This is a genomic window from Trichocoleus sp. ST-U1 (assembly GCF_039961835.1).
Taxonomy (GTDB): Bacteria; Cyanobacteriota; Cyanobacteriia; order Cyanobacteriales; family FACHB-T130; genus FACHB-T130.
In genome coordinates this window covers 1-20,990 of sequence record NZ_JAMPJZ010000001.1, presented here as the reverse complement: position 1 = coordinate 20,990, position 20,990 = coordinate 1, and the positions used below count along the sequence as shown (strand labels likewise).

General features: G+C 44.7%; 18 protein-coding genes. 14 read left to right on the top strand and 4 right to left on the bottom strand.

The genetic code is table 11. The features are described 5' to 3' along the window. The first annotated feature begins 10 nt into the window (after positions 1-10). The 4 genes from NDA06_RS00090 (at position 11) to NDA06_RS00075 (ending at position 3,592) form a co-directional block, all read left to right on the top strand. On the top strand, positions 11-1,891 hold the full coding sequence (locus NDA06_RS00090; RefSeq protein ID WP_206755345.1) for a Mu transposase C-terminal domain-containing protein: 1,881 nt from the start codon (positions 11-13) through the stop codon (positions 1,889-1,891). Between the two features lie 2 nt (positions 1,892-1,893). Next, complete coding sequence (locus NDA06_RS00085) at positions 1,894-2,745, top strand: ATP-binding protein (protein WP_190985271.1); 852 nt, start codon at positions 1,894-1,896, stop codon at positions 2,743-2,745. A gap of 65 nt (positions 2,746-2,810) precedes the next feature. Then, complete coding sequence (locus tag NDA06_RS00080; RefSeq protein WP_190985270.1) at positions 2,811-3,326, top strand: TniQ family protein; 516 nt, start codon at positions 2,811-2,813, stop codon at positions 3,324-3,326. 29 nt (positions 3,327-3,355) lie between these two features. After that, complete coding sequence (locus tag NDA06_RS00075) at positions 3,356-3,592, top strand: hypothetical protein (RefSeq protein WP_190985269.1); 237 nt, start codon at positions 3,356-3,358, stop codon at positions 3,590-3,592. Here NDA06_RS00075 and NDA06_RS00070 read toward each other — a convergent pair. Continuing rightward, positions 3,576-3,887 (bottom strand): hypothetical protein, encoded by a 312-nt coding sequence (locus NDA06_RS00070; RefSeq protein WP_190985268.1) that lies wholly within the window; start codon positions 3,885-3,887, stop codon positions 3,576-3,578. The genes NDA06_RS00075 and NDA06_RS00070 overlap by 17 nt on opposite strands. 253 nt (positions 3,888-4,140) lie before the next feature. On the opposite strand from NDA06_RS00070, the gene NDA06_RS00065 reads away from it, so the two are divergent. The 7 genes from NDA06_RS00065 (at position 4,141) to NDA06_RS00035 (ending at position 16,228) form a co-directional block, all read left to right on the top strand. Next, positions 4,141-5,523, top strand: coding sequence for an NACHT domain-containing protein (locus NDA06_RS00065; RefSeq protein ID WP_190985267.1), 1,383 nt, complete (start codon positions 4,141-4,143; stop codon positions 5,521-5,523). Position 5,524: 1 nt separating this feature from the next. Further along, on the top strand, positions 5,525-7,108 hold the full coding sequence (locus tag NDA06_RS00060) for a WD40 repeat domain-containing protein (protein WP_348251663.1): 1,584 nt from the start codon (positions 5,525-5,527) through the stop codon (positions 7,106-7,108). Beyond that, a complete protein-coding gene (locus NDA06_RS00055; RefSeq protein WP_190985265.1) occupies positions 7,105-8,304 on the top strand; it encodes an ATP-binding protein in 1,200 nt (399 codons plus the stop codon). The genes NDA06_RS00060 and NDA06_RS00055 overlap by 4 nt, the downstream gene beginning before the upstream one ends. Positions 8,305-8,564: 260 nt before the next feature. Next, a complete protein-coding gene (locus tag NDA06_RS00050) occupies positions 8,565-11,300 on the top strand; it encodes a DEAD/DEAH box helicase family protein (protein WP_190985264.1) in 2,736 nt (911 codons plus the stop codon). A gap of 37 nt (positions 11,301-11,337) precedes the next feature. Further along, positions 11,338-13,110 (top strand): hypothetical protein, encoded by a 1,773-nt coding sequence (locus NDA06_RS00045; protein WP_190985263.1) that lies wholly within the window; start codon positions 11,338-11,340, stop codon positions 13,108-13,110. Between the two features lie 3 nt (positions 13,111-13,113). Then, positions 13,114-14,808, top strand: coding sequence for a class I SAM-dependent DNA methyltransferase (locus NDA06_RS00040; protein WP_190985262.1), 1,695 nt, complete (start codon positions 13,114-13,116; stop codon positions 14,806-14,808). A gap of 13 nt (positions 14,809-14,821) precedes the next feature. Continuing rightward, complete coding sequence (locus NDA06_RS00035; RefSeq protein WP_190985261.1) at positions 14,822-16,228, top strand: restriction endonuclease subunit S; 1,407 nt, start codon at positions 14,822-14,824, stop codon at positions 16,226-16,228. Between the two features lie 131 nt (positions 16,229-16,359). Here the strand turns inward: NDA06_RS00035 and NDA06_RS00030 are convergent, their stop codons facing one another. From NDA06_RS00030 to NDA06_RS00020, 3 genes are all read right to left on the bottom strand, one after another. Beyond that, the gene (locus tag NDA06_RS00030) at positions 16,360-16,722 is read right to left on the bottom strand and encodes a hypothetical protein (RefSeq protein WP_190985260.1); all 363 of its coding nucleotides are present in this window, start codon (positions 16,720-16,722) and stop codon (positions 16,360-16,362) included. A 9-nt stretch (positions 16,723-16,731) separates the two neighbouring features. After that, on the bottom strand, positions 16,732-17,043 hold the full coding sequence (locus tag NDA06_RS00025) for an SH3 domain-containing protein (RefSeq protein ID WP_190985282.1): 312 nt from the start codon (positions 17,041-17,043) through the stop codon (positions 16,732-16,734). Between the two features lie 213 nt (positions 17,044-17,256). Beyond that, entirely contained in the window at positions 17,257-17,772 is a 516-nt protein-coding gene (locus tag NDA06_RS00020; protein WP_190985259.1) for a hypothetical protein, read from the bottom strand. Positions 17,773-17,877: 105 nt separating this feature from the next. Here NDA06_RS00020 and NDA06_RS00015 point away from each other — a divergent pair, with 105 nt between their 5' ends. The 3 genes from NDA06_RS00015 (at position 17,878) to cas12k (ending at position 20,654) form a co-directional block, all read left to right on the top strand. Next, a complete protein-coding gene (locus NDA06_RS00015; protein ID WP_199324028.1) occupies positions 17,878-18,195 on the top strand; it encodes a hypothetical protein in 318 nt (105 codons plus the stop codon). Then, positions 18,192-18,485, top strand: a complete 294-nt coding sequence (locus tag NDA06_RS00010) for a hypothetical protein (RefSeq protein WP_190985258.1) — start codon at positions 18,192-18,194, stop codon at positions 18,483-18,485. The genes NDA06_RS00015 and NDA06_RS00010 overlap by 4 nt, the downstream gene beginning before the upstream one ends. A gap of 246 nt (positions 18,486-18,731) precedes the next feature. Continuing rightward, on the top strand, positions 18,732-20,654 hold the full coding sequence (cas12k, locus tag NDA06_RS00005; RefSeq protein ID WP_190985257.1) for a type V CRISPR-associated protein Cas12k: 1,923 nt from the start codon (positions 18,732-18,734) through the stop codon (positions 20,652-20,654). The last annotated feature ends 336 nt before the right edge of the window (positions 20,655-20,990 follow it).

The following is a 20,990-nucleotide window of genomic DNA, read 5'->3' as shown; positions in this document are numbered from 1 at the left end:
TTCAGCATAGATGCTCTTCTCCTCAATGCTAGACGACCCATCTGAGCTTACAGAAGAACTGAAACAAGATTTAGACACTCTCTGCCTCAGTGAGATTAATTTTGAAGTCGATCCCTCACAAATTCTTCTAGAAACTGCTGATAAACACAAATTAAAATTTAATCTCATTCAATGGCTTGCTGAGTCTCCGAATCGCACGATTAAGTCTCAGAGGAAGCAGGCGATCGCAAATACTCTAGATGTTTCTACTCGGCAGGTAGAGCGCCTCCTCAAGCAATACATCAAAGATGAGCTACCAGAAACAACAGGGGTTCAGCGAGCGGATAAAGGGAAGCATCGCATCAGTGAATATTGGCAAGAATTTGTGAAGGCAACTTATGAGAAAAGTCTTAAGGATAAACACCCCCTATCTCCAGCAGAAGTCGTTCGTGAAGTGAAGCGACACGCCATCGTCGATCTTGGGCTTGAAGTGGGTGACTATCCCCATCCAGCTACTATCTATCGATTTTTGCAACCGTTAATCGAGCATCAAAACCGGAAAAAGCGCGTTCGCAATCCGGGTTCAGGGTCTTGGTTAGCAGTCCAGACAAGAGATGGGAAACTCTTAAAGGCTGAGTTTAGCAACCAAATTGTCCAATGCGATCATACAAAGTTGGATATTCGGATTGTCGGTAGTGATGGCGTGTTATTACCCGATCGCCCCTGGTTAACTACTGTCGTAGATACGTTCTCAAGCTGTGTTATTGGTTATCACTTATGGAGAAAACAACCGGGTTCTGATGAAGTAGCTCTGGCTTTAAGACATGCCATCTTACCCAAGCACTATCCCTCGACATACGAGCTGGAAAAACCTTGGCAAATATGTGGCTCTCCACTCCAATATTTTTTCACTGACGGAGGGAAGGATTTTCGCTCAAAGCACCTAAAAGCTATTGGAAAGAAGCTAGGTTTCCAGTGCGAACTACGCGATCGCCCACCTCAAGGCGGAATTGTAGAACGAGTTTTCAAAACCATCAATACTGAGGTTCTTAAGGGACTCCTCGGTTACACAGGTTCAAATGTTCAGGAGCGCCCGGAGCAGGCAGAAAAGGAAGCCTGCTTGACTATTCACGATTTGGATAAAATCCTCGCTCAGTTCTTCTGCGATGACTATAACCACGACCCATATCCCAAAGACCCTCGCGATACAAGGTTTGAGAGATGGTTTAAAGGAATGGGTGGAAAATTACCTGAACCGCCAGACGAGCGAGAACTGGATATTTGTCTAATGAAAGAGACTCAACGAGTTGTTCAAGCTCATGGCTCTGTCCAGTTTGAGAATCTGACCTATCGAGGAGAATCGCTCAGGCAATATGGCGGTAAATATGTCACATTGCGATACGATCCTGACCATATCCTGACGTTGTTTGTCTACAGCCAGGAAACGGATGACAAGCTGGGAGATTTCCTGGGATATGCTCATGCCATAAACATGAATACTCAGGATTTAAGTTTGGATGAGTTAAAAAGGCTGAACAAAGAGCGAAGCAAAGCTCGTAGAAATCATTCTAATTATGATGCTCTTCTAGCGCTAGGCAAACGGAAGAAACTTGTTGAGGAACGCAAACAAGACAAGAAGGACAGGCAACGATCTGAACAGAAACAGTTACGGCAAGCTTCTAAGAAAGATTCAAAGGTCGTCAACTTACGTCAGCGTAGGGCTTCAACCTCTTCCAAGAAAGATGAGCCGCTTGAGGTTTTGCCAGAACGGATTTCCAGGGAACAAATAAAGCCTCAACAACCCGAACCACAACCTGAAGAAACGTTACCCTCTACATCTGATGCTCAAGAGCAGGAGAGGCATCGGCTGGTAATTTCTAATCGTCAAAGTAAATCGAAAAGGATCTGGTGATTATGGCGCGATCGCAACTTGCAACTCAGACACCTGTTGAAGTTCTGGCTCCTCGGTTAGATTTGACAGCTCAACTTGCCAAGGTGGCTGAAATAGAGGAGCTATTCAGAACGGCTTTTATCCCGACCGATCGCGCTTCAGAATGCTTCAGATGGTTGGATGAACTGCGGTTCCTTAAACAATGTGGTCGTGTTATCGGGTCTAGGGATGTTGGTAAAAGCCGTGCATCAATCCACTATCGACAAGAAGCTCGCAAACAAGTTTCTTATGTCAGAGCATGGACAGAATCAAGTTCCAAACGATTATTTACGCAAATCCTTAAGGACATTAATCATGCAGCAGCAAATGGTAAGCGGGAAGATTTGCGTCCTAGATTGGCAGGTAGCCTTGAACTATTTGGCATTGAGCTAGTTATCGTTGACAATGCCGACAATCTTCAACGGGAAGCCCTGCTCGATCTCAAGCAGCTTTTTGATGAATCTGGGGTTCCGATTATCCTAGTTGGAGGACAGGAGCTAGATAGCAAATTGCATGCCTTCGACTTACTGACTTGTTTTCCAACGCTATTCGCCTTTGAACGACTCGATGAAGAAGACTTTAGAAAAACCTTACGGACTATCGAGCTTGATATTCTTGCCCTACCGGAAGCATCTTGTTTAACGGAAGGAACGTTGTTTGAAATTTTAGCGACCAGCACAGAAGCTCGTATAGGAGTGTTAATCAAGATTTTGACTAAGGCGGTTTTACACTCACTCAAAAAAGGTTTTCTCAAGGTTGATGAAGGAATTTTGGAAAAAATTGCCAATCGATATGGCATGAGATATGTTCCCCTTCCACCAACAAATGACAAATGACAGTGAGTGATTGCTCGGTTGTTGCTAGCTAGCAGTCCTGAAACTTTATTTGGCACAAGACTCGAATGCAGGAAGTGGATGAAAGTTTACCAAGATTAGGTTATGTTGAGCCGAAAGAAGGTGAGAGCATTAGTCATTATTTAGGGCGCTTTCGACGGTTCAAGGCTAATAGCCTTCCCTCGGCTCATTCATTGGGAAAACTAGCTGGGCTTGGTGCAATTTTGGGGAGATGGGAAAAACTATATTTCAACCCGTTTCCCTCGTGTGGAGAATTGGCAGCATTAGGGAAGCTAATTCGAGTGGATGCAACCCGACTCGCTGAAATGCTGCCGCCAAAAGGTGTAACGATGAAGCCAAGACCGATTCTGTTGTGTGGGGCTTGTTATGCCGAGAAACCCTATCATCGGCTTGAGTGGCAGTTTAAGGATCGATGGGGGTGCGATCGCCATCAGTTGCGTTTGTTAGCAAAATGCACTAACTGCGAGACTCCGTTTCCAATTCCAGCTTTGTGGGTGCAAGGCGAGTGTCCCCATTGTTTTCTGCCTTTCGCGAAGATGGCGAAACGACAGAAGCGACTTTGATAAGCGATCGCTAGTGACGTGTTGTTAACGTGGTTCAGCTTGACTACACTCTAATTGCAAATCAGGAAGCTGTTTACGGTCTAACTCCCTGCCAGAATAAGCGCATTCAGTTGGAAGCTGCTGGTAGCAAGAGCGAATATCCAAAGGTAGGGGTAGAGCGTGATGGAATTCTTCACTATGCACCTGCACCACGCGCTACAACCACACCTGTAATGCAGCTATGCTGTTGCCTAAGCCGCAGAGTAAGTTTTATTTTGGGAACTTAGTGAGCATTTGACGAAGTTCCTCCTTTGCATCTTTTGCAAATTGAACGCTGCGAAGACTTGCAAGAACTCCTGCGCCCGTGGTAATGGAGGCTTCTGGTACTTTGTCTAAGTAAAGCAATCCAACACCAGACACAGTGATTAGGGCAGATGCAGCAGTTACGGTAAGAGCAAGGTTATAGCTTTGACGAACTTCACGCAAAAATTCTCGAATAATCTCTTCTTTGATATCGCTATAATCGTCTTTAAAACTTGGCTGATGATTGAGTAGAGATTTTCTGAAGAAGTTGAAATTCATTTGTTACTCTCCTCGAAGATTTGATTGTTGGAACTTGATACTGGTATCCTACTAGGAATAAAAAGTGACTTCCAGGGCAGATAGATTTAGTTTGTATTGATTATTTGCCCTAAATTTTGGGGCAGATAGGGCAAAGCTGAAAAACCTATCTGCCCTAGACAGCAAAATAAAAAATTAGCTATACCTGACATATTGCATTTAAGTGCAAAAACCTAAGCTCATGAGTTTTCGGGATCGCAACTAAAAATCTCCTATGCTTCCATCTGATTCTGATAGAGTTCAATCGAGCGCAGAAGGCAAAGTCAAACTTGAACAGGCGTATCAAGAAGCAAACCTGACTCAAGAGAAACTAGCGCAAAAAGCCAATGTTTCGCTTGAAACGGTCAAACAGTTGCTAGGTACGAGAACTTGCCCAAATGGGGTTAAAAAATCGAAAATCAAAGAAATTGCCAAGGTTTTGAAGATTGAACCAACGGATATTGTCGATCCGAAAGAGTGGTATCGTCAGCAGCAGCTACCATCAGAGTTTGAGCCACTGATCGAAGAAAAGATTAAGGCATTTTGTGGGCGGAAATTCGTTTTTGAAGCCTTTAAAGAATTCCTTCAACGAAATCCTAAAGGTTACTTTACGGTGGTGGGAGATGCGGGGATGGGGAAAAGCGCGATCGCTGCCAAGTACGTTCATGATTACCATTCTCCCTGCTATTTCAACATTCTTGCAGAGCGCCGCAATCGACCGGAACTGTTTCTCAAAAGTATTCGCCAACAACTGATTAATCGTTACCAGTTGCAGGATGCGGGAGATGCGGATCTGCCGACTTTAGTCTCCAAAGTCGTGCCAAAACTTCCCTCTGGGGAAAGCCTTGTAATTGTGGTTGATGCGCTGGATGAGGTGGAGCAAGAATCGGGCGCAGAAAATCTTTTATATTTACCGAAGGAGCTGCCAGAGCGGGTTTATTTCCTGCTGACTAGACGACCTTATAACCAAGAGAAAAAACGATTAACTGTATCGCCGGGAGTTCCGGTGCAGGAGTTGGATTTAAGGGCAGAGGAATATGTTGATTATAGTCATAATGATATCAAAGAGTATATTCGCTTGTCTCTCAATTGCGATCCAGACTATAAAGATGGGCTGAAAAAGTGGATTCAAGACCGCAATATTTATCAGGAAGAGTTTGTCGAGCAGGTAGCGGCAAAAAGCGAAAACAATTTCATGTATCTGCGCTATGTCTTACCAGGAATTACGCGCGGTTTCTATGACGATCTGAGTTTAAAGCAATTACCAGACGGTCTTCAGGACTATTATCAAACTCATTGGGTGCGGATGAATATGGATGCGGCACCGAATGAAATTAAGGCGATCGCTTTGTTTATTTTAGTGGAGATTGGCACACCGATTCCAGGGAAGATGATTGCCGCGATCGCCGATCGAGATGAATATGAGGTGGAATCGGTTTTGGATGAATGGGTGGAGTATTTGCGGCGGCAGGAAATTCAGGGAGAACTCTGCTACACCATCTATCATGCCAGTTTTCTGGACTTTCTCAGCAGCAAACGGGAGATGAAGAAAAGCCGGAAGCTATTTCAAGAAGTTAATCAACGGATTGTTGATTACTTAGAAAAGGAGATGGCGTGAAATGGGAAAATTTGCTGACAAATTAGCGGTAAAAAACCCCGCCTTCCAACGCGCTTATCTGGGTCACTATGCACCAAATCTGGTGAAGTCAGGAAAACTCGAAAAGTATTACCAAACCCTAGCTGATTTTGATTTCTTGGCAGCAAAGATTAATCATCCTGAGTTTGGGGTGCAGGCGCTGATTGAGGATTATGATTTGGCTGATACTCCAGAAGCAGCAACTCAGCCAGAGTACGATCCGGAAAAAGCTGAGGCGCTGAAATGCATTCAAGGGGCGCTGCGGCTATCCGGGCATATTTTAGCTGAGGAGCGGTCGCAATTGGCAGGGCAATTGTTGGGACGGTTGCTACCATCCTCTGCTGGAGAGTTCTGGGAAGAGCAACATAAATATAGATATTTTTGGCAATACATTCCCTGGATAGGGCGTTTTTTACCGAAATACCCTCAGAAACCGAAACCACAAAATATTAGTCAGCCTCTTGTTCAGGACTTAGTAGAACAGGCGAAGCAGTGCAAATACAAACCTTGGTTGCGTCCCTTGACAGGTAGCTTAACGAATCCTAACGAGGCGTTACTACGCACCCTCACCGGTCATAGCCACTCGGTAAATGCGGTCGCCGTCACCCCCGATGGCAAACTGGCGATTTCTGGTTCGAGGGACAACACTCTCAAAATCTGGAATTTGGCAACCGGAGAGTTACGCCACACCCTCGCCGGTCATAGCCTCTCGGTAAATGCGGTCGCCGTCACCCCTGATGGCAAACTGGCGATTTCTGGTTCGAGGGACAACACTCTCAAAATCTGGAATTTAGCAACCGGAGAGTTACGCCACACCCTCACCGGTCATAGCCACTCGGTAAATGCGGTCGCCGTCACCCCTGATGGCAAACTGGCGATTTCTGGTTCGAGGGACAACACTCTCAAAATCTGGAATTTAGCAACCGGAGAGTTACTCCGCACCCTCACCGGTCATAGCCACTCGGTAAATGCGGTCGCCGTCACCCCTGATGGCAAACTGGCGATTTCTGGTTCAGGTGACAACACTCTCAAAATCTGGAATTTAGCAACCGGAAAGTTACTCCGCACCCTCACCGGTCATAGCCTCTGGGTAAATGCGGTCGCCGTCGCCCCTGATGGTAAACTGGCGATTTCTGGTTCATATGACGACACTCTCAAAATCTGGAATTTAGTAACCGGAGAGTTACGCCACACCCTCACCGGTCATAGCCACTCGGTAGATGCGATCGCCGTTACCCCCGATGGCAAACTGGCGATTTCTGGTTCATATGACAACACTCTCAAAATCTGGAATTTGGCAACCGGAGAGTTACGCCACACCCTTACCGGTCATAGCCACTCGGTAGATGCGATCGCCGTTACCCCCGATGGTAAACTGGCGATTTCTGGTTCATATGACAACACTCTCAAAATCTGGAATCTAAAAACAGGAGAGGTAATTGCTACTTTTACTGGGGAGAGTCCATTACTCTGTTGTGCCGTTGCTCCAGATGGAGTAACAATTGTGGCGGGTGAAGTATCAGGACGAGTGCATTTCCTCCGGTTGGAAGGGATAGCATCGCCATGAACAACCTACCTCGATCGCCAACCCCGATCAATACCCCCTCCTACCCCACCGAATTCCAGCAACTAATTAGCGAAAAAAGCGCTAATTTTGTTGGTCGTCAATTTGTCTTTACCGCCATCGAGGAATTTTTACACAAGCGCAACAGCGAAGCGCTCGTGCCAAAGGCAGATCGTGGTTACTTCACAATTGTCGGCTCACCCGGTAGCGGCAAAAGTGCCATCCTCGCCAAGTATGTCACCGAAAATCCCCACGTTGCCTATTACAACGCCCAAATTCCGGGTAAAAATCGCGCCGATCGATTTCTCGCTTCCATCTGCCATCAATTAATGGCAATGGTCGGTGAAGATACTGTGCTGCCGGATAATGCCACGGAGGGGAGTTGGTTTCTGTCTCTGTTACTCCAGAAAATTAGCGATCGCCTCGAACCCAATCAAAGGCTAATTGCGGTCATTGATGGTTTAGATGCGATCGACCCCAGCAGTCAACCCCCAGGTTCAAATCTGTTCTATCTTCCCCGATATCTCCCAGAGAGAATCTATTTTCTCCTGGCGCGGAGACCTTTTGTACGGGAAAAATCTGGTTTATTAATTGAAACACCGTCTCAGATTCTCACCCTCGAAAAATACCCCGATCGAAACCGGGAAGACGTGCAAGCATACATCCAGCAATCCCTCGCTGCCGATGGTAACGCGATCGCACCAGAAGAATCAAAAAATTTAACATCTTGGCTAAATACCCACCAAATCGGCGAAACCCAATTCTGCGATCGCCTAACGCGAGAGAGCGAGAATAATTTCGCGTACCTGAGCCAAATTATCAAAGCGATCGTGCAGGGGTTCTACTCCAAACCCTTCCAGTACGATCAACTCCCTTCAGGTTTGGAAGCCTATTACCAAAGCCATTGGCAGCAGATGATAGCGAAGCGGCACGTTAGCCTAGTCGGGCGAAGCCCCGTGCAGGCTGAGCATTTACCATTAGTGGAGTTAGCGGTACTGAACATCTTAGTGCAGGAAGAACAACCGATATCAGCAGAAGCGATCGCTCGAATCATTGATGAGGATGAATACGAAATAGAGGAAGTGCTAGAAAATTGGATTGAATTCTTACAGCAACAGCAAATCAGTGGAGCAGCCTGTTACTGCCTCTATCATTCCAGCTTCCGTATCTGGCTAGGCAAGCAACTCAATCTCAGTTAGACCTTGTACAAAATTTACACTCAAGAAGTATTACGATCCTGTGTCCAACAGATGGACACAGGATCGTAATAATCGCCTTTTACCTTTCTACAAAGACTTTGAAAGAGAATCTATTTCACATTCCTGGCTGAAAGTCAATTCAGAAGCCAGAATGGTTAACAGTGATTTGCGACTTAATCAGTGGGAACACTAAGAGAGTAGAGCATGGAGCAAAGCGATCGCTCACCCTTGCTGCTGATTCACTTCTAAAGGATGCTTGAATGTCTCGCAACGAAGCGAATACTCGAAAAGATTTAATTGACGGGGCTTTAGCAACAGTAGGATGGAGCCTGAAAGATCCAAACCTGGTGAGGATTGAAATCCCAGTGGATGGATACGATGCAGTACCTTGGAATGGAGTGACGGACTACTGCCTCTATCTGCCGAATGGGGAAGTAATTGCTGTTGTAGAGGCGAAGCGACAAAGCCGCGACCCACGGGTGGCAGAACAGCAGGTTAGGCATTATGTAACCGAGATTGAGAAGCACCAGAGTTTTCGTCCCTTTGCCTTTATGAGCAATGGGGATAAGACGTTTTTCTGGGATGTAGGGAACGAAAATAAGCGGCAAGTGGCTGGGTTTTTCTCCCTGAGAGACTTACAGAATTTGCTTTACATCCGCCAGAATAAAATTCCCCTGCAACAGTTGAGCGTTAATTTAGCGATCGCAAACCGTACCTATCAACAAGAGGCAATTGGGCGGGTTAGCGAACGGTTTGATGAGGGACATCGACGGGCGCTGCTGGTCATGGCTACGGGGACGGGGAAAACGCGCACCATCATGGCGCTGATTGAGTTGTTCCTGAGAGCAAATCAAGCGCGGACGGTGCTGTTTGTCGCAGATCGAGATACGTTAGTGAGGCAAGCGCTAGATGATAATTTTAAGGTTTACTTGCCGAACGAGCCACGCGATCGCATCCGTACTTACAACGTTGATTACACCAAGCGGTTGTATGTGGGGACACTGCAAACCCTGGTTAAATGCCACAAAAAGTTTAGCCCTGGCTTCTTTGACGTGGTGATTTTTGATGAGAGTCACCGTTCGATTTACAACCAGTTCCGCGAGGTGGTGGAATATTTTGATGCGCGGATTATTGGACTGACGGCAACGCCAGCGGATTTTATTGAGCGCAATACGTTCCAGGTTTTTCGCTGTTCTGATGGTCTTCCGACGTTTAATTACCCCTATCGGGATGCTGTTAATGAGGGCTATCTAGTTGATTACAGCCTTTATCAAGCAGGGACTCACTTTCAACGAGAGGGGATTCGGGGGGCAAACCTTTCTGAAGAAGATCGTAATACGTTGATTGAGCAAGGGTTAGACCCCGATGAGATTGATTACGAGGGGACGGACTTAGAACGCACTGTCAGCAACAAAGATACACTGCGGCAACAGTGGGCAGAAATTATGGATAGATGCCACAAGGATGAATCGGGGCAGTATCCCGGCAAGACGATTGTATTTGCGGTAAGTCAACCGCACGCCCTGCGGTTGGCAAGCGTGTTTGAAGAGATGTATCCTCAGTATCCTGATATGGTGCAGGTGATTACTTCCAAAATGGAGCGCACCGATGATTTGATTGACCGCTTTAAGAAGGAGGAGATGCCTCGGATTGCCATTTCTGTGGATTTGCTGGATACGGGGGTGGATGTGCCGGAGGTGGTGAATCTGGTGTTTATGAAGCCTGTCCACTCTCTAATTAAAATGCAGCAGATGATTGGACGGGGGACGCGCAGCCATGAAGCTTGTCGGTATTTGCATTGGCTTCCTAATGGGCATAAGGATGAGTTTCTGATTATCGACTTCTGGGAGAATGACTTTGACAAAGACCCCAGTGAGGAGACGGTTACTCAAAATCTGCCCGTTACGGTGAAAATTTTTAACACGCGGTTGAAGCTGCTGGAGCATTATCTCAATGACCAGCAATCTGCTGATTGCCAGCAGGCGATCGCGGATTTACGGCAGCAGATTGGACAAATTCCTCGCGATGCGTTTAGCGTCCAGCAGGTTTATTCTCAGGTTGAGGAGGCTTGGACGGATGGGTTTTGGCGGTATTTGACTCAGAGGAAGATTAATTTTCTCCGCACTCAGGTTGCTCCTTTGCTGCGGTTTGTGGCGGGGGTGGATGTGGCTGAGGCGACGTTTACGAATAAGGTGGAACGGTTGAAGGTTGAAATCGTCACGGGTGAAGCAAAACCGGGAACGCTGGAATCTATCGTAGAGGATGTGAGCCGGTTGCCGGATTTTGTTTATGAAGACTTGCAGCGTCGGGACTCGATAAATCTTTGCCTTTCATCTAAGCTGAGGACTGCGACACCGGAGGAGTTGAATCGTGCGATCGCTTCCTTGGCAGATCAGATGAAGAATCGACGGGAACGACCGAGTTCGTTTATTGAAATTGACCTGGCAGATCGCATTGCCGTTAGTGGTTATATTACCTTGGGCGATGGGGGAGAGCAGGTTTATGTCGAGGAATACCGCCAGCGGGTTGAGGGGAAGGTATTGGAGATTGTGGAGACTCACCCCACGATTGCAGCAATTCGCAATGGGGAAGCGGTGACGGACTTGCAACTGGTGGCGTTAGAGAGGACGCTGCGGCAAGAATTGGGTGGTGGGAACGTGCAGTTGTCAGAGTCGAATATTCGCAAGGCATTCAATTTGAAGGTGAATAGTTTGCTGGCGTTTTTGCGAGAGTTGTTGGAGATTGAGGCACTGCCGGATTATCAGGAGGTGGTGCGGCGAAATTTTGAGCAGTTCATTAGTCAGCGTCAGTTTAATGCGAATCAGATTCTGTTTTTAAGGGCGGTGCAGAATGTGTTTTTGAAGAATCGGCGGTTGGAGGTGGCGGATTTGTATGAGGAACCGTTGGACAGGTTTGGGGAGGATGCTGTGGAACGGTGGTTTACAGAGGAGGAAGTGGATGATTTGATTGAGTTGACTGAACAGTTTGCGGCTTAACTAAGATAACAAATAAATTCTAAAGGGAGAGAAATAGGTGAAGTTTTTAGCAAGAACTAATGAATGGGAGCAATCTCATACCATATTAAGTAAGTATTTGGTAACACGATTGTATCAATTGGTGGATATTTATGAAGTTATTAGTTACCGTTATCCCATTACTAATGGAATTATTCTTCTTGAAGAATTGTATGATACTGCAACAGCTTGCCTAAAACGACCAAAAACTAAAGATAGATTAAAATCTTTGTTAGAAGAATGCATTGATGGTAATATCCAAACTTCAATAATTAACGATCCTGTGGTTGAAAAATATTTTAGAAATATAAAAAACGATTTGCAGCCCTTGTTGAGCAAGGATAACAAGGATTTGGATGAAACCGATATAAAAAGACTGCAATCAATATCATTAACTTACATCGCCACTTTAAATAAAAAATACGTAGAATTTATCTTTTCAGAATTAAAAGCAATAGATTTATCTAGTCAAGATTTAGATCCTAAATTCAAGAAAATCGATAGGCTTTTGAAAGCTTTAGTAGCATTTGCTTTGCATGACGGTCACTCTATTATTCATTTAAAGATTTCTTTTAAAGGATTGATAAAGGATAGCGCAGATACATTGATTGAACAGTTATATAGAATTTTCTCATTCGCTCAAATCAGAAACTATCAGTTTTTTATAAACAACACTAATCTCGGCTCTGAGTTACATACACAGTTAAATACTAAAAGTGATAACACATCGGGAACTTATAGTTTTGACGCTTCAGGAAAAGATGCTTTTTCTGCTTTTAGGAATAAAGTAACAACTGCTTATAGAAAATTGGGTGTAAAAAATACTGGGATAAATATAAATGATGAAATATGGGAAAATGTAAATTTTCTCAATGAAAGCACTAATCAACTGTCACAGTTAAATTTTATAGAGGATAGAGATCCAATTATTCCCCTAGCGCGTATCAATACTTTGGAAGAATCATTGGTGAAGTACCAAAAACTCCAAAATTTTGAAGACGAAGTTTTAGGGAAAATTGAAGAATCTTTGTATTTGTATCATCTTGCATTAAGCGTTCCAACTATAGAAAACTCTTACGTATTGTTGTGGACTTCTCTTGAATCTCTAATGGGGCTTAGAACAAATGAGGCAGACATTAAGACTATTAAAAAAAATGTATCTAGTATCTTAGCATTAGGAGCAATAGGCAGACGTGTAAATGCTACTATTCAGCGTATGAGAACTACAGCTAATGCTAATAAATGGGCAAAAATATACTCCCCTCAGAATGACAGGAGTGCAAACGAATTTGACGCTATCGGCTTATGCCATTGGATTTCTTGGATTACAGATCAGAATCTTAAAAACTCACCTAACGATCCGTTCAAGGATATGCAGAGCGAGCCATTGTTATGCAAGCAATATCGTGATATAAACGAAAACTGGAAAAAATTGAAGGATTTACATACGGTTATAACTCTTTCTGAGCAAAACTTAAATTACCAACTAGATCGTTTGTATCAAACGAGAAATAGAATCGTGCATTCAGGGCGGTTTGGGCGAGCAGGAAATTATCTATGGATTCATCTTGAATGGTACGTTGCAAAATTACTTGCTGTATCAATTTTAATCTTAGATAATTTTTCTTTTGACTTGGACTTAGATGCTAATCCAAGAGATATAGTATTTGGATGTCTCCGAGGACAGCATCAATCAAGCATTGATTATCTTAAACGCCATGAAGATAAAATAATAAATTTTGATAATGTCTTAGCTAGCGGAATTACTAGGTTTCCTGTTCTTTGCTTTTAAAAAATGCTCACTGACCCTGAACTCCGCTCAAAAGTAGACCAAATCTGGGATAGACTTTGGTCGTCGGGACTCTCCAACCCGATGGACTCCATCGAACAATTCTCTTACCTGCTGTTCCTCAAACGCCTCGATGATGCAGAGAACCAGCGGGAGAAACAGGCGAAGCGCCGCAATAAACCTTTTGAACCACAAATCAAGTCAGAATTGCGTTGGTCGCACTGGATTAACTTTAAGGCAGAGCAGGCACTCAAGCATGTTCGAGAAGAAGTTTTTACCTGGTTGCGGACGGCGGGAACTGAGGGGAGTTCTTTTGAGCGGTATATGCAGAATGCTGAGTTTAAAATCAGCAAACCGGGGACGTTGATTGAAGTCTGTAACCTGATTGATGCGCTGAAAATCTCGGAACAGAATCAGGATGTTCAGGGGGATTTGTACGAGTACCTGCTGAGTAAACTCAATAGTGCGGGACGTAACGGACAGTTTCGCACGCCTCGCCATATTATCCGCATGATGGTGCAGATGGTTGACCCCAGACCAAAAGATAGAATTGGGGACTTGGCGGCGGGAACTTGTGGGTTTTTGGTGAATGCCTACGAGTACATCCTAGAACAGCACAGCGAACCAGATGAGCAGGGAAAACCGCAGGTAATTGGGGATTTACTCAATGACGAAGAACGGGAGTTTTTACAAACCGAGGCATTTACTGCCTATGACAATGATTCTGGCATGACGATGTTGCGGATTGGTTCGATGAACCTGATGCTGCACGGAATTAAGCACCCCCGCTTTTTCTACATGGATACCCTGTCTAAGTCATTCAAGGATGAGAAAAGCTTGGATGTGGTGCTGATGAATCCCCCGTTTAAGGGGAAGATGGATGAATCGGATATTAATCCCACGCTGCCAACCAAGTGCAAGAAGACAGAACTGCTATTTTTGCACCTGATTGAGCGGGTGTTGGATATGGGGGGACGCTGTGCGGTAATTGTGCCGGATGGGGTGCTGTTTGGTTCGAGCAAGCAACACCAGGAGATTCGCAAGAAGATTATTGAATCTCATCGCCTGGATGGGGTCGTGTCAATGCCGTCTGGGGTGTTTAAACCGTATGCGGGTGTTTCGACTGCGGTGCTGCTGTTTACTCGTGGCGGTACGACAGACAAGATCTGGTTCTATGACATGGAACACGATGGGTTTTCGCTGGATGATAAGCGGCAACCCGTAGCAGAGAATGATATCCCGGATATTCTCACCTGTTGGAAGAATCGGTTTGATGCTGATTTTAATGTCCAAAGAGCGCAACGCTTAACTGAGTTAAAGTTGCAGATTGCGCCGTTGAAAGCTGAACGGTTGATACTGCTAAAGGAAATCAATCGCCTGACGTTTGAGAATGCGATCGCACCCGCAGACGATGAACCAACCCGCCTCGCTTTGGAAGCAGATAGACAACGACTGGCACAACTGCACGAGCAAATGGCACCCCTGCAAGCGGAAATCAATCAGTTGAATCGCCAGTTTTGGGTGACGAAGGCGCAGGTGAAGGCGAATAAATACGACCTTTCAGCGAGTCGTTACCGTCAGATTGAGCAGGATGAGCCTTATTATGAATCACCGCAGGTGACGATGGAGCGGTTGCTGAAGTTAGAGCATGTGATGGAAGCGGAAGTGCAAGAATTGATGCGCTATATAGAGTCCAAGTAACAGTGTTGATAACATGATGACATCGGAGGCGCAGAAATTACCCAAGGGTTGGCAATGGGTGAGGCTAGAAGAACTATGTGATACAACTAGCGGCGGCACCCCTTCCCGAAAAATATCTTCTTATTATGGTGGTGATATTCCTTGGGTAAAATCTGGCGAACTAGAGGATTGCCTAATCTATAAAACAGAGGAAAAGATTACTCAAAAAGCCGTTAATAATTCTAGTGCTAAAGTTTTCTCATCTGGAACTTTATTAATTGCACTTTACGGTGCAACAGTTGGAAAGCTAGGTATTCTCCAAGTAAATGCTGCTACTAATCAAGCAGTTTGTGCAATCTTTCCAAGAGAATATATCTATCGAGACTACCTTTACTTCTACCTATTATCACAGCGAAACAAACTATTACAACTTAGTGCTGGTGGTGCTCAGGCAAATATTAGTCAAGAGATTATTCGGAGGCTTGAAATTCCTCTGCCGCCGTTAGCAGAACAAAAGCGGATTGCTGCGATCGCACAAAAAGCCGACAGACTCCGACACACCCGACGCTACGCCCTACAACTTAGCGACACCTACCTACAATCCGTCTTTTTGGAAATGTTCGGCAATCCTTTTAGTAATACAAAGGATTGGGAATATAGAGAGTTCGGCGATGTTATAACCACACTAACAGATTACCATGCTAATGGAAGCTATGAAATTCTCAGAAAGAACGTTGAGTTATTAGACAGACCAAACTATGCCTTGATGATAAGAACTACAGATTTAGAAAATGGTGATTTTTCAAGAGATTTAAAATATATATCAAAAAGTGCTTATGAGTTCTTAGAAAAATCTAAATTATTTGGTGGAGAAATAATTATTAATAAAATTGGAAGCGCTGGTCAGGTTTATCTAATGCCATATTTGAATAAACCAGCTTCATTAGCAATGAATCAATTTCTTATAAGGCTTGACAATCAGCTATGTGTTAATACCTATGTATATCATTTATTAACATCGAATTATGGAAGAACAATTCTTGATAGCAGAATTCGAGGAGCAGTAACTAAAACTATCACTAAAGATGCAATCAGAGATTTATATATTCCTGTTCCACCTCTCCCCCTCCAAGAAAAATTTGCCCAAATTGCCCAAAAATTTGAACGCCTCCGCACCCAACAACGGGAAGCCGATCGCCAAGCAGAGCATTTATTTCAAACCCTGCTGCATCGTGCCTTTCGGGGTGAACTGACTCCTCAACACGCCAATGATGAGCCAGCATCCGTCTTATTAGAAGAGATTGGCGCAGAACAGGCACAAGCCGAAGCGGAAGCCAAAGCCGCTACTCAGGCGATGGGTGATGCTGCTGAGTATCTTGGCACGAAAGCAAAGCAGCAAGACACAGAACCCATCCAGCTAAAGCTACCAGGAATAGAGTAGGGCGATGAGCAATAGGTTTTGGTGAGGAGAAAGTCGCGGCTATAGAAACATAGCCAGCTTAGGCAAGTACAGTCCATACTCTGCCAAGCTGACTGAGTGTTAGTTAGTCAATTTAGCTTCCCAAAAACTTTCTAAGGGTCTTCTTTAATTAAATTCCCCTGCTCGTCGTACCACTTACACGACAAGTATTTACTATTGACATAACCGACCCGTCCTGTAACTTGGGAGTTGGGTCCCTTAATGACTTTAACTTCATCCCAAACCAGATTATTTTCGTCGAGCGTGCCAGCAAACGCTTGGACAACATTGCCATTGTTCAACCCCGCAAAGGGTCTACCATTGGGTTGGGGACGCAAGGCTAGCTGTCCCTGTTGCAGCCCCCGTACTGTGCAGATAACAGTTGCATCATAGATATCAGCACGGGCTTGGTTGCTGAAAACGGAAATTCCTAGTCCCGTCAAAATTAACAAGCGAAGTATTGAAGTGCGTGACATAAAACCTCACTAATCGTTGATGGGTGTACATTGCACGCGCAAGAAATCTTCGCGAATCCAACCCTTAGCTCCGCTTCTTGGGAAGCCAACTCTATACCAAAGGCTTCCCTGACTATCTTCCTGATAATCCAATTCTGGAGGAGATAAAGTCAGAACCTGAACGCGATCGCCCGCCAAGCCGTAACCCAAACTCTTATAATTCGACCCAGCGCCAGAACGCAGCGTAATTCGAGAGTTTGGCTCGTTAGCGGTTAGGGTTGCCTGACAATGGGAACGCTCGTTAGCGAAAGTATGCTGGGCAAAAACAGCAGGGGTTGGCATGGAAAACGCCGTCGTGGTTATAGCTAACCAAGGTATCAATCTTTTAAATTTCACAAATCCTCTCTGAGCTTTGCAAAGGGCGCTTGCTAGTTTTAGTGTTCCCAGAACATCCCTGCTAAGTCTCATGAGAAAGCGATCGCGCCAAAAAATCTTGAGGCGGTTGATTTTATCGGCAAAGTCCCTAACATTACCCTTAGCTGCGGTTTTAAGCGCCTAGCGCGATCGCTTTTTTTGTCGTCTCCGCTTCAAATCCTCTGCTAGTCGAATATCTACCAGTTCCTCCTCCTCCCAGGCTTCGCCATCCGGTTTAACTAGCTGTTGGGCGAGCTTTTGGAGTTCTGCATCAGAAGCGCGATCGCCTTCCAGTAATTCATTAATCCGTTCTACAGGCATTTGGGCATCAGCAGCAAGCTTCCTTAGCACCCAGTCGCGGTTACGCAACGTTTCCTCAATTAAAGACGCGATCGTGGGTACAGAAGGCGGCGCAGTCGATGCAGCCACTACTACCGAAGACTCAGACAGTGGCGAGTCTTCCTGCTGTTGCTGTTTTTCGATCCAGTTAGCGATCGCTTCCTCTAAACCGACATTAATATCCTGACCCAAACTTTTACAAATTCCCTTGAACTTCAAGGAAAGCATCTTGGGGACAAAACCCCGCAATTCCTGATAATTCGTAGATTTCCTTTTATCGACCACAAATAAGCTAAACACGGGAGTTTCAGGCTTCATTCTCGCACAAACTCACAAAGTCTCTTGTTTCGCTATTATCGCTATTATTGCTAATTTCGCTAATATTGCGTATATTTACAGTATTCACTCAACCCCCACCCCATCGTGATTCCAGACTTGCCTTTAATCGGTTTGGATGCACCACCTCCATTAGTCAGCCTCCCTGCCAACTTCCCAGATAGCGCCCAAATACCGCGTTTTCTGTATGGCGATCGCGTCAGGTGGAAACCTGTATCTGACATCGATAAAACAGACAAAGGCTCGGTAATTGGGCGTTTTTATGCCTTTGCCCCCCATCAAAATCAGTGGGCATGGAAATATTTGATTTTTCTCGATCCCGTCTCCTACAGCGCCGCCTTCTGTACCGCCGATACAGCTTGGGAAGAAGACCTTGAACCGATAGATGGAGATGAATCCCTATGAATAAACCGCGCCGACTCGGACAAAGCGAACTAGAGCTAGTTCATTGTCTTTCTCATAGCCAACTGGGAATTTCTCCCCGCATCTTTCTATCCAAATGGGAGGTTACCTACAATCAGTTTGCTGTTATCTGTCATTGCACCATTGGCAAAACTAACAAAAAGGTTGGTAGTAAAGCGCCTTCTATTTACCTGAAGGAGTTTGAGCTATCTGGGACATCGGCAACAAGGCTGGATGAGATGTTGCGATCGCATTCTATCGAGCCAGCTTATCCCGCGAAAAGACGACTTTGAAGGATTTTTTCGGGCACGGATAATAGCTTTACTGAGTTGATTGGAAAGGCGATGGGCAAGTGTTTAACAGTCGAATCGTTTGAGGCTTTCAATGGTAAATATAAAAACGGTAATAGTAGATGGCATAAACTTCATCCGCAAATACTAATCAATTATTTAAAAAACGCAGAATTTGAAACATCCTTGTGTAGTAATTTTTTATTTTAAAAAAATGATTTTTTCTAACAATTATCCTTGGATAATCCTATGAGCGTGATTACAATTCAATGTCGCTTAGTCGCTGATGAAGAAACCTTCCGCTGTCTATGGGACCTGATGGCTCATAAAAACACGCCGCTCATTAACGAATTATTGTCACAGATTCCCAAACATCTTGACTTTGAGAAATGGATGCAAAAAGGAGAAATACCTAACGGACTTATTACAGGACTTTGTAACTCTCTTAAAACTGAAGAACGCTTTGCAGGTCAAACCAGCCGTTTTTATATGTCAGCGAGTTCTCTAGTTGATTATATTTACAAATCTTGGTTGGCACTCCAGAAGCGACGGCAGCGCAAAATAGAAGGCAAAGAGCGCTGGCTAAAGATGCTCAAAAGTAACGTTGAGCTGGAAAAGGAAAGTAATTGTCGTCTAGATGAGATTCGTAGCAAAGCTGCCGAAATTATTAAGTCGGTGACAACCGAATCGCCTCAAAATGAATCTCAGCCGACCAACAAGAAAAAGAGTAAGAAGACTAAAAAAGGAAAAACTAACTTTTCCCGCTTTAAACCGTTCAACATCTTATTTGAGGCTTACGACAAGACACAAGCTCCTCTTGATCGTTGCGCCCTTGCCTATCTCCTGAAAAATAACTGTGAGGTTAACGAAGTTGAGGAAGACCCAGAAAAATTTGCTAAAAGGCGTCGCGCAAAGGAAGTAGAAATCGAACGCCTTAAAGAACAAATGAAAAGTCGGATACCCAAAGGTCGGGATTTGACAGGTAAAGAATGGTTAGAAGCATTAGAAATGGCTACCAGTAACGTTCCAAAAAATGAAGATGAAACTAAAGCATGGAAATCTAGCCTCTTAAGAAAATCAAGCTCTGTGCCATTTCCTGTAGCTTATGAAAGCACCGAAGATATAATTTGGTCTAAAAACGACAAACAGCGCATTTTTGTTCGCTTCAAGGGTTTAAGAAACCTGACCTTTGAGGTATACTGCGATTCTCGGCACTTGCACTGGTTTCAACGCTTTGTCCAAGACCAAGACATTAAAAGTCAGAGTAAAGACCAATACTCAAGTGCTATATTTACTCTCAGAAGTGGACGGATTTCTTGGCAGGAACGGACAGGCAAAGGAGAGCCGTGGAACGTCCATCGTCTGATTCTTTACTGTACAGTTGATACCCGTCTGTGGACGCTCCAAGGAACTCAACAAGTTGCAAGTGCAAAAGCCTCTCGTGCTGAAAAAATCATAAGCAAGAAAAAAGAGAAAGACGATCTCAACGAGGAAGAACAAGCTTTTTTAACTCGTAAGCAATCAACGCTAGCTCGAATTAACAATCCCTTTCCTCGTCCTAGTAAACCTCTTTATCAGGGTCAACCGTCTATCCTTGTTGGTGTCAGTTTTGGTCTGGACAAGCCAGCAACCGTTGCCGTAGTAGACGCTGCCAATAACAAAGTATTGGTCTATCGCAGTGCCAAACAGTTACTCGGCGACAACTACAAGCTCATCAACCGCCAGCGACACCAACAGCAACGTAACGCCCACGAACGTCATAAAGCTCAAAAACGGGATTCACCAAACTCGTTTAGTGAATCCGAGTTGGGGCAGTATGTGGACAGATTACTGGCAGATTCGATTGTAGCGATCGCAAAAACTTACAGAGCTGGCAGTATAGTTCTCCCTAAACTCGGTGATATCAGGGAAATATTACAAAGCGAAATTCAAGCCAGAGCCGAGCAAAAAGTCCCTGGTTACAAGGAAGGTCAAGATAAATATGCCAAACAGTATCGTGTCAGCGTCCACAGATGGAGCTACGGTCGATTGCTCGGCAGCATTCAATCACAAGTGGCTAAGGCTGGAATTGCTGTTGAAGTTGGTCAACAACCATTTCAAGGTAGCCCACAAGAAAAAGCGCGGGATTTAGCGATCGCTGCCTATCGATGTCGTATTACTGCGGCGCTATAAGCAGATACTAGATACTGAACCTTGACAATATAATACATAAATAACAGCGCCGCAGTTCATGCTTTTAACAGCCGCTGTGTCATTTAAAGTTTGATTTTGCCGTAATTTAAAGCCAGGTTTTGCCGCCCCATTCTCTCAAAGCCTCATAAACCCGTTGTATGAATATTCTAGCAAGATAGCCTTTTAAAGCCTGATTTTGCCGAAATAGTATTTTTAAAGTTTGATATTGCCGAAATAGACGGGGCTTGTTACGATATTTTTATCGTCAACTTGAAGCGATTTTAGGGAGGATAGCCATGCTCTCCGATGGTGAATTTCAAGCATGGTGCGATCGCC

Excerpts from the sequence above, each read along its gene's own strand:
- NDA06_RS00085 (WP_190985271.1), top strand. The coding sequence starts at position 1,894 with ATGGCGCGATCGCAACTTGCAACTCAGACACCTGTTGAAGTTCTGGCT.
- NDA06_RS00055 (WP_190985265.1), top strand. The coding sequence starts at position 7,105 with ATGAACAACCTACCTCGATCGCCAACCCCGATCAATACCCCCTCCTAC.
- NDA06_RS00065 (WP_190985267.1), top strand. The coding sequence starts at position 4,141 with ATGCTTCCATCTGATTCTGATAGAGTTCAATCGAGCGCAGAAGGCAAA.
- cas12k (WP_190985257.1), top strand. The coding sequence starts at position 18,732 with ATGAGCGTGATTACAATTCAATGTCGCTTAGTCGCTGATGAAGAAACC.
- NDA06_RS00025 (WP_190985282.1), bottom strand. The coding sequence starts at position 17,043 with ATGCCAACCCCTGCTGTTTTTGCCCAGCATACTTTCGCTAACGAGCGT.
- NDA06_RS00050 (WP_190985264.1), top strand. The coding sequence starts at position 8,565 with ATGTCTCGCAACGAAGCGAATACTCGAAAAGATTTAATTGACGGGGCT.
- NDA06_RS00010 (WP_190985258.1), top strand. The coding sequence starts at position 18,192 with ATGAATAAACCGCGCCGACTCGGACAAAGCGAACTAGAGCTAGTTCAT.
- NDA06_RS00060 (WP_348251663.1), top strand. The coding sequence starts at position 5,525 with ATGGGAAAATTTGCTGACAAATTAGCGGTAAAAAACCCCGCCTTCCAA.
- NDA06_RS00040 (WP_190985262.1), top strand. The coding sequence starts at position 13,114 with ATGCTCACTGACCCTGAACTCCGCTCAAAAGTAGACCAAATCTGGGAT.
- NDA06_RS00035 (WP_190985261.1), top strand. The coding sequence starts at position 14,822 with ATGATGACATCGGAGGCGCAGAAATTACCCAAGGGTTGGCAATGGGTG.
- NDA06_RS00070 (WP_190985268.1), bottom strand. The coding sequence starts at position 3,887 with ATGAATTTCAACTTCTTCAGAAAATCTCTACTCAATCATCAGCCAAGT.
- NDA06_RS00090 (WP_206755345.1), top strand. The coding sequence starts at position 11 with ATGCTCTTCTCCTCAATGCTAGACGACCCATCTGAGCTTACAGAAGAA.
- NDA06_RS00030 (WP_190985260.1), bottom strand. The coding sequence starts at position 16,722 with ATGTCACGCACTTCAATACTTCGCTTGTTAATTTTGACGGGACTAGGA.
- NDA06_RS00020 (WP_190985259.1), bottom strand. The coding sequence starts at position 17,772 with ATGAAGCCTGAAACTCCCGTGTTTAGCTTATTTGTGGTCGATAAAAGG.
- NDA06_RS00080 (WP_190985270.1), top strand. The coding sequence starts at position 2,811 with ATGCAGGAAGTGGATGAAAGTTTACCAAGATTAGGTTATGTTGAGCCG.